Below are 13,667 nucleotides of genomic sequence, written 5' to 3' on the forward strand. Positions count from 1 at the left end.
GTTACTGGCAGGCTTCGCACGAGCCGGGGTTTTCGAGCGAACACGCGACCGCCTGCGGGGCGGGCACCGCGGCCGCCTTCGTGACGGTCGTCTTGGCGATGGCCGTCGCCGGCCGGGACCGCAGGTAGTACGTCGTCTTCAGCCCCTGCTTCCAGGCGTACATGTACATGGACGACATCTTGCCGATGGTCGGGCTTTCCAGGAACAGGTTGAGCGACTGGCTCTGGTCGATGAACGGCCCGCGGCCGGCGGCCATGTCGATGAGCGCCCGCATCGGCACCTCCCACGCCGTGCGGTACAGTTCCCGCAACTCGGCCGGCAGTTCCTCAACGCCCTGCACCGAGCCGTCGGCCAGTTTGATCTTGTTGCGGACGGCTTCCGTCCACAGCCCGCGGGCCTTCAGGTCTTTGACGAGGAAGCGGTTCACTTGCAGGAACTCGCCGGATAGCGTCTCCCGCTTGAACAGGTTGGACACCTGCGGCTCGACGCACTCGTAGCTGCCGACGATGGACGCGATGGTGGCCGTCGGCGCGATGGCGACGAGCAGCGAGTTCCGCAGGCCGGTCGTGTTGATCCGCTCCCGCAAGGCGTCCCACCGCGCCGGGTCGGTCGGCGTCACGCCCCAAAGGTCGAATTGCAGCGTGCCGGCCGCCGCCCGCGTCTCGGCGAAGTTCGGGTGCGGGCCGTGCCGCTCGGCCAGTTCGCACGACGCGACGAGGGCGTGGTAGTAAATCTCCTCCTGAATCCGCCGCGACAGTTCCCGCGCCTTCGGCGCGTCGAACGGCAGCCGCAGTTGGAAGAACACGTCCTGCAAGCCCATGACGCCGAGGCCGACCGGCCGCCACCGATGGTTCGACGTGGCCGCCGCGTCGGTCGGGTAGAAGTTGATATCCACCACCCGGTCGAGGAATCGCACGGCCGTGCGCACCGTTTCAGCGAGCCGGTCGAAGTCGAACGCGCCGCCCTCCAGGTGTTCGGCCAGGTTCACGGAGCCGAGGTTGCACACGGCCGTCTCGCCGGCCGACGTGACCTCGACGATCTCGGTGCAGAGGTTGGAACTGTGCACGACGGCCCCGGCCGCCGTCGTCTGATTGCACGCCCGGTTACAGGCATCCTTAAACGTCATCCACCCGTTGCCGGTCTCGGCCAGCGTCTTCATCATCCGGGCGTATAGGTCGCGGGCCGGCAGTTGCTTGACCGCCAACTCTCGCCGCTCGGCCTCCTGGTACGCGGCGTCGAACGCCTCGCCGAACAGGTCGGTCAGGTGCGGCACCGCCTTCGGGTCGAACAGCGACCAGTTCTGCCCGGCCTCGACCCGCCGCATGAACAGGTCGGGCACCCAATTGGCCAAGTTCAGGTTGTAGGTCCGCCGGGCCGCGTCGCCGGTGTTATCCCGCAGTTCGAGGAACTCTTCGATGTCCGCGTGCCACGTCTCCAGGTAGACGCAGCACGCCCCCTTCCGCTTGCCGCCTTGGTTGACGGCCGCGACCGACGAGTCGAGCGTCTTCAGCCACGGGACAATGCCGTTGCTGTGCCCGTTGGTGCCGCGGATGAGCGACCCGCGGGACCGGACACGGTGGTACGCCAGCCCGATGCCGCCGGCGAACTTCGACAGCTTCGCCACGTCGGCGTACCGTTCGTAGATCGCTTCCAGGTTGTCGGCCGGGGCGTCGAGCAGGTAGCACGACGACATCTGCGGCCGGGCGGTGCCTGAGTTGAACAGCGTCGGCGTACTCGGCAGGTACCGGTGGGCGGCCATCAGCCGGTACAGTTCGATGGCGTCGGCCGCCGTCTCGGCCAGCCCACAGGCCACGCGGAGGAAGAAAAAGGCCGGCGTTTCGAGGACGTGCCGCGTCTCCGGGTCGCGGAGCAAATAGCGGTCGTACACGGTGCGGAGGCCGAAGTACTCGAACAGGTCCGGCAGCGGCTCGTCGGCCGCAGCGTTCAGCTTGCGGGCGTTGGCCGCCATAAACGCCCGTGTCTCCTCGGCCACCAGCCCGTTGCGGAAGCCGGTCGTGATCGACTGCGAGAACGAGTGGACGTCCTGGTTGTTGACCTCTTTGTCGATGTAAGTCGCCAATAGGCGGGCTGCGAGGCGGGAGTACTCCGGCTCCTCGGCGATGAGGCCGGCGGACGTCTGAATCGACAGGCGGTCGAGTTCGGCCGTCGTTGCCCCGTCGTACAGGCCACCGATGGTCTTCACCGCCACCCGCATCGGGTCCACGTCCGGTAGACCGCCACTGCACCGCAGCACTGCCCGGACGATCTTGTTCACGTCCACGGCTTCGAGCTTGCCGTTCCGCTTGCGGACGTGCATGACGGCCTGGGTGGTGGAAGATGGCGGGGGTGACTTCGAGGGGACCGATTCCGACGACAAAACGGCGGCGTTCAATGCTCTCTCCCGGAACAGGCGAACGGCGGGGGAAAGAGCGTAGTGCAAGCGCAGGCCCGGAAAAACGGACCGGCCGAACACCCCGCCGCCTCTCCCCGAGGGCTGGGTTGGTCACGCGCTGGCGCGCGGGTGTCGGCAAGTCTTCGGGCTAGCAAGCGCGGGTGGCGAACCACCCACCTACTGGCCGTCGCTTCCCGGCCCGGTGGGGGCCAGTGCGTATGACGGCGGTCGTTCTCGCATACCGCTGCGGGACAGCTCCGGATTCGCACCGGATTCCTTCTTCGTCGGCCCGCGCACGGCGGGCCGAACCGACGACGCCATCATCTTCGTCCCGCCGCCCCGCCGGTGCGCGTCCAATTCGCCGCCCGCGCGGGGGATTGGACGCGCCGGCGGCGCGGCTGAACGGCCTTTGAAGGTTATGCCGGCACGACGGGAAGCCGGTCGCGGAGCCGTTTCGCGGCCGCCACCATCGTCTCCAGAGCCGGCTTCACCTCCTCCCACTTCCTAGGCCGTGTTGATGTTCCTGAGTCGCCGTAGTCGCAGGACGCCGAACACCAAATGGACCACACCGAGGAACATCGTCTTCCGCTTCTCGTACCGGGTGGCGAACCGGCGGAACTGCTTGGCCTTGCCGAACAGCCGCTCCACCTTGTTCCGCTCTCGATACCCGTCCGGCAGGAACGGCTGGGGCTCGACCCGGTTGCTCCGGCTGGGAATGTTCGGGAACACGTCCCGGTCGACGCACGCCTGCCGCTGGTCGTCCCCATCGAACCCCTTGTCGCACACCGCCTCGTCGAAGTGCGGCACGCGAGCGATGGTGGCGTCGAGCAGCGGCTCCAACCGCGGGGCGTCGTGGGCTTGGCCCGGCAACACTTCGACGGCGAGGGCCGTGCGGCACCACCCGGCCTCGACCATCGCGGCTCGCACCGCCAACAAATTCCGCGGGCTGAACTCGGACACCGGCGTCCCGCCGAAGAGTCGCCGGAGCGGCTTGAACGACTGGCGGTACTCGCACACCTCGTTCGTCTGGGTGCCGTCGCGCCGTCGGTAGTGGTTCTCGGCGTGCCGCACGAATCGGACCAGCAACTCGTTCACGGACAAGTCGAGGACCGGCGGGCCGTCGCGGTTTTGATCGGCCCGCCGGTTGGCCGCCAGCCGCTCGATGAAGCGGGCGTACTCGCGTTCGGCTTCGGGACTACCCCACTCGCCGAGGTAGAGCGCCTTGCGCGTGCCGTCGGCCTGCGTGACCATCACGTAGGCCCGATTTTTTGCTTTGTGGTGGAGGAGTTTGGGAACCTTCCGACAAGGAAATTGCGACACAGTTGGCCCCTTCTGCAGTACAAACTGCAGTACGGACTTTTCTGAGCCGCACACCCGAACGCCGGGCGGAAAGTTTAAGTGCTTCGGCTGAAAGGACTTCTGACAGTGGTCACTCCCGGGATTGAACCGGGGACCTAGCGATTTTCAGTCGCCTTCGCCCGAGCCAATTATCCTTAAATTCCAGGCAAAAACGCACGCGCCGAACAACTCTTGTACCAGTTCTTGTACCGACCTTCCTGAACTCGCCGAAGTCGCCGACGCTTGGCCTCAACTTCCGACCCACATCAAAGCCGCAATCCTCGCCCTGATCCGTCCCCACGCATCGCAAAAAAAGACAGGGTGACCGATTTGGTAATACCTTGTTTTACTTTTGAGGCTACACTTCCTGGACAGCCCGCGTGACCCGCGGACGACGAGTATCGAACCCCGCCCGCGCGGCCGGTTGCCGCGCATCCTGACGACCCATCCGACGGAGAGTTGACGTGAGTTTCAAATCGAACTTCCTGGCCGCGATCGCGGCCCCCCGGTTCAAGGACGCGGACACCCCGTGGGGCCGGGTCCGCGTCCTGGCCCTCACGGGCGACGCCTACGACAAGTACGCGGCCGCCCGGGCGAAGACCAAGTCCGTCACCCGCGGCAACGCCCTGTTCGTGGTCGCGACCGTGGTCGACCCGGAGACCAACAAGCCGGTCTTCACCGTAGACGACCTCGACGACCTGTGCGACGGGAACACGTCGGCCGTCCTGGCCCTCGCCGAACTGGCCGCCTCGGTGAACGCGGAGGACGAGTTCCGGGACGCGGCGGGAAACGCGACGACCGCCGGCACGACTGGCTGAAAATGTGCCGGCGGTTCCGACTGCCCGAGGACGTCCTCAAGCCCCTGATGACCGAGGCCGAGTTCCGCGCCCACCTGGCGGGCGTGAACCGGCTCGACGACCCCGAAGACCGCCTCGTCCACCTGGCGACGGTGGCGGCGACGATCCTGAACCTGATCGCCAGTTCGTCGCTCGTGTGCGGGAAGCCGCCCTTCGACGCGGACGAAATCACGCCGTGGGCCAAGAAGGGCCGGCGGGCGGCCCCGGTTGGCGACCAGGCGATGAGTGACGAGGAGTACGCGGCGGCCGTGCAACAGCGGCTGGCGCAACACGCGAACGCACGGGTGCGGGAATGAGTCGAGTCAACGTCGGAACCGTCGCCATCAAGGCCATCGTGGACGCTGAGGGCGTGGGCCCCGGCGTGGACGAGATGGCGAAGGGCCTGACCAAGGTGCCGAAGGCGGCCACCGAGGCGGAAGCCCGGTTGGAACGACTCCGGCGGGGGTTCCTCGACGTGGCGAAGGCGGCCAAGACGGCGAAGGACGCCACCGGCGACGTCTCCTCTAACCTCATCAAGCCGATCCCGGGCGGGGCCGCGGCGGCCAACTTCTTCCAGAACGCCCGCAACCGCGCCGGGTCCGGCCCGGACCTCGGCATGCTCGCCGGCGCGAAGCAGGAGGCCAAGGACTTCCAGCAGGCCGAGAAGATCTTCGACGACCTGCGCAAGCGGCAGCAGAAACTTTTCCGGGGCGTCAACGCCACGTTCGGCGTCCTGGACCCGGGCAAGTCCACGTTCCAGGAACGGGCCGCACGAAGCGAAGACCGCGAGCGGCGGCGGGTGGCCCGGGAAAAGGTCCTCACGGCATCGTCCTTCAACCTCCTCGACGACGTACCCAAGCCCGGGCAGCCGGCCGCGTTCGGCTCGTCGGACGCTTCGAAGCGGTCGCGGATCGCCTTCAGCCTCGCAGAGCAGCGACGGAAGGAGGAAGAGAAGGCCGCGGCGACCACGGAGGTGTCGGCCAACCAGCGCCGCCAAGCGGCCGAATCCCTCGCCCAACGCCGGGCACAAATTGCGTTCAGTCTCGCCGAACAGCGGCGGAAGGAAGAAGCGGCGTCCGGCGGCCTATCCCTGTCTCAGGCCCAACGCCGGTCGAATGTCGCCTTCTCGTTGGCCGAGCAGCGGCGGACCGAGGAAGAGGTGCGGCGTAGCGGTGGCCTGTTCGCCCGCGGGCGTCGCGGGGCCGGCAACCTCCTGTCGTCTACGGCAAACGGCGGGCTGTTGGGCGGCATCAGCGGTGGCATCGGCGGGTTCGCCGGGTCGTTGTTCGGCAGCACGGTCGGCACGCTCGTCGGCAGCGGGTTGGGCAAGATTGCCGGGACCGTCGCGGGCGCGGCCGGGCAGTTGGTCAGTACGGGGTTGCACGTCTTCGAGTCGGCCGCCCTGAAGGCCGTGCAGGAGGGGATCAAGCGGGAAGACGCTGAGGTGAGCTTCGGCGCGCTGCTCGGCTCGTCGAAGCGTGGGAAGTCGCTTGTCGCCGACGTGACGGACCTCGCCATCAAGACGCCGTTCTCGTCGTCGGAACTGCTCGACCAGTCGAAGTTGCTGCTGTCGTACGGCGTGGCGGCCGGCGACCTGACGAAGACCCTCGGCCGGTTGGGCGACGTGGCCAGCGGGGCGGGCGTGGACCTCGGCCGGTTGTCGCTCGCCTACGGGCAGGTGATCGCGAAGGGCCGGTTACAGGGCGGGGAACTCCGCCAGTTCACGGAAGCCGGCGTCGGCGTCCGGGACTTCGCCAACGCCTACAACGACCAGACCGGCAAGCGGGTCGGCGTGAACACCTTCCTCGCGCTGTCCGAGCAGGGACAGATCGGCGCATCCGTCGTCGAGAAGGCCTTCGAGCGGATGACGACCGCCGGCGGCCGGTTCTTCGGCCTGATGGACGACAAGAGCCGCACGTTCGGCGGCCGGTTGCAGGCGCTGCGGGAGTCGGTGGACGTGTTCGCCGGCAAAGTCGGGAAGAGCTTCATCGACAACACGAGCGTCGGCAACTTCCTGGACCGCGTGACCGGGAAGATTCAGAAGTTCGACGCGGGCGGCGTGGACAACTTCTTCCGCGGGGCGGACCGGACCATCGGCCCGTTCCTCGGCCGCATCGGCGGCGGCCTTCAGGGGTTGGCCGGCGGGGCGGGGGCCGACCTGTTCAAGGCGGACTGGGCCAAGTTCGACGAGCGGCTGAACCTGATCGTGGACAAGACCATCCCGTCCCTGCTCGACGGCGGCAGCCAGATCGTCGCCGCGTTCTTGGACGTGAGCGCGGCGGCCGTCCGGTTCGGCGACTTCCTGTCGTCCCTCGTGCCCCTGGACAGCGTCACGGCGTTCGAAGGGAAGATCGCGAACTTCAAGGCGGAGAACCCGCTGGTGAAGAGTGGCGACTTGTCCGCCGAGGGGGCGACCCTGGCCGCCCTGGAAAAGGGCTTGGCCGTCGCGAAGCAGAACCGCGGCGAGCGGTCGGCGCAACTCGAAGCGCTGGGCAAGGTCGACCCCCTGAACGTGGTCGACGGCTTGAACCGGATGGCCGCGAACCTCCGGCAATCGAAGCCCGGGGAGAAGTTCCTCGCGGCCGCCCAACCGTCGTTCGGGTTGCTCGGCGGGGCGGCCGACTTCTTCCTCGGGAAGCCGGCCCGCGACGCCGTCCTCGGCGGCGAGCGCCGCATCGGGAACTTTCTCACGCCGGAGAACGTTCGCGCGGCCGGGGAGGCCCACCGGTTGAACAAGCTCGCGATGGCGGACGGCCGGGAGAACCCCGGGTTGCACGCGGGCGACGTCCTGACGTTCAACGACTACGCCGGCAAGGCCCGCACCGGCCTCGGCTTGCTGAACAAGTCGTTCGACGAGATGGCCGAGCGGTCCGTGCCGGGGTTCGGGAAGAGCCTCGAGGACTTGAACAAGAGGTTGCTGGAACCCGAGAACCGGCCGTTCGACAACTTGCAGAAGGAACTGGCCACGGCCGATTGGGGCCGGCTGAAGGGGATGTTCCTCAGCCCGCTCGGGTTCGAGGGCGGCCTGACGCAGAAGCAGGCGAACCGGGCGAAGGTCATGGCCCTGCAAGGGGCGTGGGACAAGTTCCACCAGCCGATCGGCGAGCCGCCGCCGCTGCTGACGGCCGGGTCCCAACAGACGCAGTCGGCCATCACGCGGGCGCTGAACGCGGCCCAGCGGAACGAGAAGCCGACGGCGGAAAAGCTCGTGAAGTTCTTCGAGGACCTGAAACAGATTCAGGAGGACGCCTCGTTGAAGGAGTCCGACATGCTCACGGCCCTGGAGTCGATCGAGCGGAAGACGGGCACCGGGTTCAACCTCGTCCGAGTGAACTTCGGCAACCCGAAGTAACGGCCGACGAAACCCGAGGCGAGCGCGACGCCGGGCGGTTGCCCGGCGTTTGTCGTTTCTACGCCGGCGGGCCGCCTACCGACCTTGTCATGCCATTCACGATGTGCGATCGTCCTCCCCCTCACCGCCGCTGTGTCGCCGCCACGGCGGGCGGCGGTGAGGGATTTCCCGAGGGCAAAGCATGTTCAAGTTCGTTCTGGTCGGCCTGTTGACCGTTCTCGTGGCCGGGTTCGCCCCGGCCGAGGACGCCCCGAAGCCGCCGGCCCCGCAGAAGGAGCACGGGTGGCTGAAGCAACTCGAAGGCGAGTGGGCGTGCGAGAGTGAGGCGGTGTTCGAACCGGGCAAGCCGGCCGTGAAGTGCCGGGGCACGGAGACGGTCAAGTCGCTCGGCGGGTTCTGGACCGTCGGGGAGATGAAGGGCGAGTTCATGGGCACGCCCGTGACGGGCATCATGACCGTCGGGTACGACGCGAAGAAGGGGAAGTACGTGGGCACGTGGGTGTGCTCGATGGACGGCCACTTGTGTACCTACGAGGGCTCGGTGGACGCGGCCGGCAAGGTTCTGACGCTGGAGACCGAGGGCGTGCACCCGGCGACCGGGAAGGCGGTCAAGATGAAGGACGTGCTGGAGATGAAGGACAAGGACACGCGGGTCATGACGTCGTCCGCCCAGGGGGCGGACGGGAAGTGGGAGACGTTCATGACCATGACGGCCAAGCGGAAGAAGTAGGCCGGCAACCACGACCGTCGCGACGCCGGGGAGGTTCCCGGCGTCGTTCGATTTCACGCCGGCGGCTCGGGCCACGCCCGAGGGGCAAAAGGGTGCTAAGAAGCAAGGGTTCCGACCCCGCGGGGCCTCCGCTCTCAACGGACTTTTCGCATGACGTCGCACCCCTTCCTCGGCCGCACGCTCGGGGCGGTCGGCTGTTCCGCGGTCCTCGCCCTGTCCGGCTGTGAGTTCCAACCTCCGACCGCCCCGGCCGAGACGCCGGCCCAGTCGAAGTCCCCGGCCTACCCGATGAAGGTCGAGTTCCTCACCTTTACTGCGACGTGGTGCCCGCACTGTCGGCGGGTCCCGGCGTTGCTGGAACGGTTGCGGGCGGCGGCCCCGGGCGTGCCCTTCCGGGCCATCGACATCGACCTCCCCGGGAACGCCGACCTGGTCAAGAAGTTCGCACCCAAGGGCGTGCCGTACACGGTCCTCACGCTCGACGGCGAGTCGTTCCGGACGATCCGCGGGCTGGCGTCTTACGAGGACACCAAGGCCGTCCTGGACGACGCGATCGCGACGCGGGACCGGGTGCTCGCAACCCGCGACCGCGTGGTCGGGACCGGGCAGTAACCGCTTGCCATCTGTCCCCGATCTTCGGGTTCCCGGAGGAAGTCGGAGGGATGGAGCGAGACGTCGCACGTCGCTCCCGGTGGTACCGTCTGCCGGCCCTGCTCGCTTCGCGACCACCACATCACGAATCGATTCTGCCGAAGAAGCCGGACGCGACGGCCCCGTCCTTTTTGCCCGTTGCTTACCCCGTATGCCCGAGGTCACTCGGCTTCAGCCCGTCCAGCGCCGTCCGGGGCCGGCCGGCCGTCACCCCGGGGACGGACGGCATGACGCCGAAGTCTTCGGGCCGCATGCCGTCGAGGACGGTCTTCGGCCGCTCGACCTTCTTCTTCGCCGGCCGCAGGCCGAGGGCCCGCCGGCACGCCGGGGTCAGGCCGAGTTTGCTGCTGATGAGCATGAGCTTGTCGAAGCTGATGCCCATGCCGATGTCGCCCTTCGGGTCGTCGGCCTTGGCGTGGAACCGGTCGACGTACTTGCACGCCATCTTCATCGCGTGCCGGTCCAGGCGGGTGAGGCCGAGGAGTTCGGCGTTGGCGACGAGGTCGGCCCACAGTTGTTCGCCGTCCGGGCCGAGGCCGGCGGGCTTCTGGAAGTCGTCGTCGGGCACGGGAGAACCCTCACAGTCGGAGATTACGGGTGCAGTTATACTAAGTATAACGTAGGCCCGTGCCCCACATCGCGCGGCCCCTTTTTTTGTTTTTCGGCCAAAAATGTACGCCACCCGGTGTGGTCAGGGTTCTCGACCGCCCAAGTCAGAACCCCCCCCCACCCCTGTTCAGGCGGGGGCGTACCCTCCCTGGTGCGTGAAGTGACACCACACCTGAGCCCTCCGTGAGGGTTCGCACCCCGACGCCTTCCACGGGGTGAGGCAGGCGCTATGATTGCGGGATCAGCACCACGGGAGGGCATTGCATGGCCGGGGACACGGGCAAGGGCGTGCGTCACGATTCGATCGCGCTGCAGAGCAATAGCGCCGAAGGGGGCGTGACGTACACCGACGATGAACTCCGATTCCTTCGGGCGGTCGATGCGTACAAGGCGAAGAACAAGGTGAAGTTCCCGACGGCCGTGGACCTGCTTCGCGTGGCCGTGTCAATCGGGTATGAGTTGCGGGGCAGTCCGGGCAACTTGGCGGTCGCGGCGGAATGAGACGATCAGACGCCCATCGCCCGGAAGACCGGCTGATATTGGCGGCAGATCAATTACCGCTCGACTTCTCGCCGGGCGTGAAGGACGCCGGGGATTAAGAGCAGCATCGTCAGCCCGGCCGTCTTCACCGCCTCACGCGGTTGTCCGGTGGCGAGGACGGCGACGGGCGAGCACAGGATCGAAAGGACGGTCAGCATCGTACTACCCCTTCTCGGTGTGGCTGCGTTCAACATAGCCGCGAGACCGTGAGGGATTGCTGAGCCCGGGCTGAGAGCTTGGTGAGAACGGAAGTGGAGCGATCACGCCCGCGGGCGACTGGCCAGTTGAATCAAAGTTTACTTTCGAAATGGCGGATGGCCCCTCGTCCGCTGGCAGCCCATCCGAGATTACTCCTCCTCTCGATCGTCGCATCTCCAGCGCAGGTGACCTTTCTCGCTCCCACAGGCCTTGCAGTGCCATCCGGTCATCTGCTTTGGGCGGCGATGACGATCGAACACCTTTGAACAGCCCGGGCACACGGCTTGCCACCGGCCATTCGGCATGACGATGTGGTGGCCGTAGCACCGCTCGGGCCGCGCCCCGATTTCGACGCACTTGGCCTTCCACGCCGCGTCGTGGCCGTGATTGGGGCCGACGATCGCGTGGGCGATCTCGTGGAGGACGGTGTCAAGCACCTCGTCGGCCGAGTTGTGCGCGATGAAGTGGCGGGACAACTCGATTCGCCCGGGCCGCGTCTGAGTTGGGTACTTGCACACGCCGGCCCGTCGGACGTTTGCGTTGAATCCGAACTGCCAGCCGGCCAACCCGTGCCGTTTCATCCGCCCTTCGGCGAGTTCCCGCACGCGTGCGAGATCTTCCGGCTCACAACGGCGAGGTAGCGATAGGGCTTCGTCCGGGAGCGGCGGCAGCAAGATGCCCGATCGGCGTCCGGCGACGACCCGGGCAATGACGGCCCACCGAGGAAATGCCCCGCCAACCACTTCACGCACCCGTTCGACCACTTCGGCCACGGAGCGGGCTGCGCGCCACAGGGTCGCGAACTGGTCATCTGATATTGGCCTCATCCCACCTCCCTTGGTCACCACGCCCATGCTATCGGACGCGAGCGGACCGTAACTACGGCAGCCGCACCCGCTGGCCTGTTATCCGCGGCTCGTTCGCGCCACACAACATGGTTGCCGATCGCTTGCCGTTGGGCGCGTTGCTGCGCAACCTCGTGGCTCCCATCTCAGGCCACCACTGGCAAACAAGCCCATCACGCACCATCCGAACAATCCCCCAGGGCGGTACTTCGTTTGCAAGCATTTGGCCCGTCAACTGATCGATCGTCTCACGGCCGGGGAGTCCGGTCTGAGCGGCCGCAATCGATGACACGGGTGGTGTTGGAGGCCGGGTCGGGCCGTTGCCACCTTTCGAGCGACCAAGGAGTTACTCCATGAGCAAGCTGCTACTGAGTTGCGTGATGGTGCTGGGTGCGGGCTTTCTGGCACGGGCCGAAGAGCCCCAACGCACGACGTCGAACAAGTCCATCGACGGAACGTGGACGGTCCTGTGTGCGGAGAAGGACGGCCAGCCACTCGCGGAAGCGAAAGACATCACCGTCACGGTCAAGGACAACGTCTTCAACGTGCGGTGCAAGGACGGCAAGGAGATGAGCTTGAAGATGGAGTTCACCGGCCCGGGCCAGGCCAAGATGACGGAAGAGAACGCGCCGACCACGAACACGGACGCGATCAAGAAGTCGCAGGGGCCGAAGGAGGCGGTGTACGTGCTGACGAACGACTTCCTGTCGATCTGCGTCCACCACGACAAGAACACGGGCGACATCAAGCCAGCGTCGGCCACAGACGAAACGGGTCGGGCGTCGAGCAAGTCGTACTGTAGCTTCGTGCTGAAGCGGACGGACAGCGAACCCAAGTAATTCCGCGTATCGTTCAGTGAGTCAGCGGGGCAATCATCTGCCTGCCCCGCTGACTTCATTTCAATTTTTTCGAGAACGGCTAGGCGAACATTCACAATTTTTCATCCGGCTCATTATAGAATACGACTATCATTCATTGATTAACGATAGCTATTAACTATTATATGTTCAGTTGTCACTGGTTTGCACTTCGGGCCATCCTGCCCGGTGAGGATCGTCGCCTCCCATTCTTAAACTGTCTGCGGCGAGGGTGCGAATCGACCGCGCGTCATCATGACGGCCGCCACTGGCTAGTTGCAACCCCGTCGCGGCGCTTGAAAATATACGTCCACTGACGTATAGTAGCCCGGTCGAAGGTCCCGCTGTCTCAACTGTCATCGTTGATCGCACATCCGGCCAATACGGCAACCATTCAACTGGTTTTTTTCGTCTCCCATGTTCGCGATCGTCGCGGGCTGGCGACATTTGGCGTGTCACAAGGAACAGGTCCGGCTCTAACGAAAGGCTTGCCCGCAATCGGGCGGTTCTATGTTCGGTTCGAAGCTTCGCGATATTCGCACGTCTAAGGGGTGGAACCGTCAGAAACTTGCCGCCGAGTCCGGCCTGTGCCCGGACCGCATCGCCCGGTGGGAGGACAACACGCAAGTCCCGTCGTGGGATGCCATGCTCAACCTGTGCCTGGCCCTCGACGTCGAGTGCGCCGCGTTCGGCGGGTTCGACATCGTGTGCTGGCAGGGCGGGACGGCGGCGTAGGGATTCGGTCGCAATGCGCCGATCGACCGACGCCGACTCTCTCGACTGGAAGGGTGGGTGATCCACGGCCAACGTGGTCGCGCCTCAGCCATCGAATCGAACACTTGCGCGAGTCCTCGCGTGCGAAGTGCAGGCGTTTCGCGATTCCCGCAGACTGGCATTCGGGTTGCCATTGTCTCGACCGAATCCCGCTCCCGTGTCCTCCCCGCACGCCAAATTCAGTCTGGGCGGATGTTGAATCGGGTGTGATCGAGGGTAAGGAGCGGGATTCTTTTCACATCATCTCCATCAACTGCCAGTATCTGGGCTGCGGATCACTGCGAGCGATCGCCAAGCGGCCGCTGAGAGCTCTGCCAAGCCCCGTTGTTATCGATCGACGATCCGCGCACGAAAAAACCGGCTAGGTGTGATCCCATCCGGCTAACAGTTCCACACGTCGGACCCGTCCGTCCTTCGGTAGCTAGTTTGTCCCGGACCGCTCCCCCTCAGAATCGATCCGGGCCGCCGTCATAACGAATCACGGCAACGAACGAGGATAGAGCGCGATCATGGGGGGGCAAACGAACGGCCCGCTACAACAACCG

General features: G+C 66.0%; 13 protein-coding genes, 1 tRNA gene and 1 riboswitch. Of the genes, 8 read left to right on the plus strand and 6 right to left on the minus strand.

The annotated features are described in order from the left end of the window. Position 1: 1 nt before the first annotated feature. The 3 genes from PX52LOC_RS30555 to PX52LOC_RS30565 all read right to left on the minus strand — a co-directional run bounded on the left by PX52LOC_RS30555 (position 2) and on the right by PX52LOC_RS30565 (position 3,889). Positions 2-2,317, minus strand: coding sequence for a ribonucleoside-diphosphate reductase subunit alpha (locus tag PX52LOC_RS30555; RefSeq protein WP_149115665.1), 2,316 nt, complete (start codon positions 2,315-2,317; stop codon positions 2-4). A gap of 192 nt (positions 2,318-2,509) precedes the next feature. Continuing rightward, a riboswitch (cobalamin riboswitch) is annotated at positions 2,510-2,720 on the minus strand. 176 nt (positions 2,721-2,896) lie between these two features. Then, positions 2,897-3,712 (minus strand): transposase, encoded by an 816-nt coding sequence (locus PX52LOC_RS30560; protein ID WP_149113629.1) that lies wholly within the window; start codon positions 3,710-3,712, stop codon positions 2,897-2,899. Positions 3,713-3,818: 106 nt separating this feature from the next. Continuing rightward, a tRNA-OTHER gene (locus PX52LOC_RS30565) sits at positions 3,819-3,889 on the minus strand. A gap of 305 nt (positions 3,890-4,194) precedes the next feature. On the opposite strand from PX52LOC_RS30565, the gene PX52LOC_RS30570 reads away from it, so the two are divergent. The 5 genes from PX52LOC_RS30570 to PX52LOC_RS30590 all read left to right on the plus strand — a co-directional run bounded on the left by PX52LOC_RS30570 (position 4,195) and on the right by PX52LOC_RS30590 (position 9,260). Beyond that, on the plus strand, positions 4,195-4,548 hold the full coding sequence (locus PX52LOC_RS30570) for a hypothetical protein (protein ID WP_149113630.1): 354 nt from the start codon (positions 4,195-4,197) through the stop codon (positions 4,546-4,548). A 2-nt stretch (positions 4,549-4,550) separates the two neighbouring features. Further along, positions 4,551-4,883 carry a hypothetical protein gene (locus PX52LOC_RS30575; RefSeq protein WP_149113631.1) on the plus strand — a complete coding sequence of 111 codons (333 nt, stop codon included), beginning with the start codon at positions 4,551-4,553 and terminating at the stop codon, positions 4,881-4,883. Next, positions 4,880-7,918, plus strand: a complete 3,039-nt coding sequence (locus PX52LOC_RS30580; protein ID WP_149113632.1) for a tape measure protein — start codon at positions 4,880-4,882, stop codon at positions 7,916-7,918. Before PX52LOC_RS30575 ends, PX52LOC_RS30580 begins: the two co-directional genes overlap by 4 nt. Before the next feature lie 181 nt (positions 7,919-8,099). Further along, entirely contained in the window at positions 8,100-8,648 is a 549-nt protein-coding gene (locus PX52LOC_RS30585; protein ID WP_149113633.1) for a DUF1579 domain-containing protein, read from the plus strand. 150 nt (positions 8,649-8,798) lie between these two features. Next, positions 8,799-9,260 (plus strand): TlpA family protein disulfide reductase, encoded by a 462-nt coding sequence (locus PX52LOC_RS30590; protein WP_149113634.1) that lies wholly within the window; start codon positions 8,799-8,801, stop codon positions 9,258-9,260. 181 nt (positions 9,261-9,441) lie between these two features. Here the strand turns inward: PX52LOC_RS30590 and PX52LOC_RS30595 are convergent, their stop codons facing one another. Next, the gene (locus tag PX52LOC_RS30595; RefSeq protein ID WP_149113635.1) at positions 9,442-9,867 is read right to left on the minus strand and encodes a hypothetical protein; all 426 of its coding nucleotides are present in this window, start codon (positions 9,865-9,867) and stop codon (positions 9,442-9,444) included. Between the two features lie 305 nt (positions 9,868-10,172). On the opposite strand from PX52LOC_RS30595, the gene PX52LOC_RS30600 reads away from it, so the two are divergent. Continuing rightward, positions 10,173-10,409 carry a hypothetical protein gene (locus PX52LOC_RS30600; RefSeq protein ID WP_149113636.1) on the plus strand — a complete coding sequence of 79 codons (237 nt, stop codon included), beginning with the start codon at positions 10,173-10,175 and terminating at the stop codon, positions 10,407-10,409. Between the two features lie 53 nt (positions 10,410-10,462). Here the strand turns inward: PX52LOC_RS30600 and PX52LOC_RS30605 are convergent, their stop codons facing one another. Together PX52LOC_RS30605 and PX52LOC_RS30610 are read right to left on the minus strand one after the other, a co-directional pair. Beyond that, entirely contained in the window at positions 10,463-10,606 is a 144-nt protein-coding gene (locus PX52LOC_RS30605) for a YqaE/Pmp3 family membrane protein (protein ID WP_149113637.1), read from the minus strand. A gap of 189 nt (positions 10,607-10,795) precedes the next feature. Next, positions 10,796-11,251, minus strand: coding sequence for a SprT-like domain-containing protein (locus PX52LOC_RS30610; protein ID WP_178132584.1), 456 nt, complete (start codon positions 11,249-11,251; stop codon positions 10,796-10,798). 593 nt (positions 11,252-11,844) lie between these two features. On the opposite strand from PX52LOC_RS30610, the gene PX52LOC_RS30615 reads away from it, so the two are divergent. Then, positions 11,845-12,330: a hypothetical protein gene (locus PX52LOC_RS30615; RefSeq protein ID WP_149113638.1), complete on the plus strand. Its 486-nt coding sequence runs from the start codon at positions 11,845-11,847 to the stop codon at positions 12,328-12,330. A gap of 528 nt (positions 12,331-12,858) precedes the next feature. Then, entirely contained in the window at positions 12,859-13,083 is a 225-nt protein-coding gene (locus PX52LOC_RS30620; RefSeq protein WP_149113639.1) for a helix-turn-helix domain-containing protein, read from the plus strand. Positions 13,084-13,667: the final 584 nt, after the last annotated feature.

It is taken from the genome of Limnoglobus roseus, from assembly GCF_008254045.1.
In the GTDB taxonomy this organism is placed as follows: Bacteria; Planctomycetota; Planctomycetia; order Gemmatales; family Gemmataceae; genus Limnoglobus; species Limnoglobus roseus.

What these genes read in the sequence shown, in the direction of transcription:
- PX52LOC_RS30620 (WP_149113639.1), top strand. Translation starts at nt 12,859, where the DNA reads ATGTTCGGTTCGAAGCTTCGCGATATTCGCACGTCTAAGGGGTGGAAC.
- PX52LOC_RS30600 (WP_149113636.1), top strand. Translation starts at nt 10,173, where the DNA reads ATGGCCGGGGACACGGGCAAGGGCGTGCGTCACGATTCGATCGCGCTG.
- PX52LOC_RS30555 (WP_149115665.1), bottom strand. Translation starts at nt 2,317, where the DNA reads ATGCACGTCCGCAAGCGGAACGGCAAGCTCGAAGCCGTGGACGTGAAC.
- PX52LOC_RS30585 (WP_149113633.1), top strand. Translation starts at nt 8,100, where the DNA reads ATGTTCAAGTTCGTTCTGGTCGGCCTGTTGACCGTTCTCGTGGCCGGG.
- PX52LOC_RS30580 (WP_149113632.1), top strand. Translation starts at nt 4,880, where the DNA reads ATGAGTCGAGTCAACGTCGGAACCGTCGCCATCAAGGCCATCGTGGAC.
- PX52LOC_RS30590 (WP_149113634.1), top strand. Translation starts at nt 8,799, where the DNA reads ATGACGTCGCACCCCTTCCTCGGCCGCACGCTCGGGGCGGTCGGCTGT.
- PX52LOC_RS30605 (WP_149113637.1), bottom strand. Translation starts at nt 10,606, where the DNA reads ATGCTGACCGTCCTTTCGATCCTGTGCTCGCCCGTCGCCGTCCTCGCC.
- PX52LOC_RS30615 (WP_149113638.1), top strand. Translation starts at nt 11,845, where the DNA reads ATGAGCAAGCTGCTACTGAGTTGCGTGATGGTGCTGGGTGCGGGCTTT.
- PX52LOC_RS30575 (WP_149113631.1), top strand. Translation starts at nt 4,551, where the DNA reads ATGTGCCGGCGGTTCCGACTGCCCGAGGACGTCCTCAAGCCCCTGATG.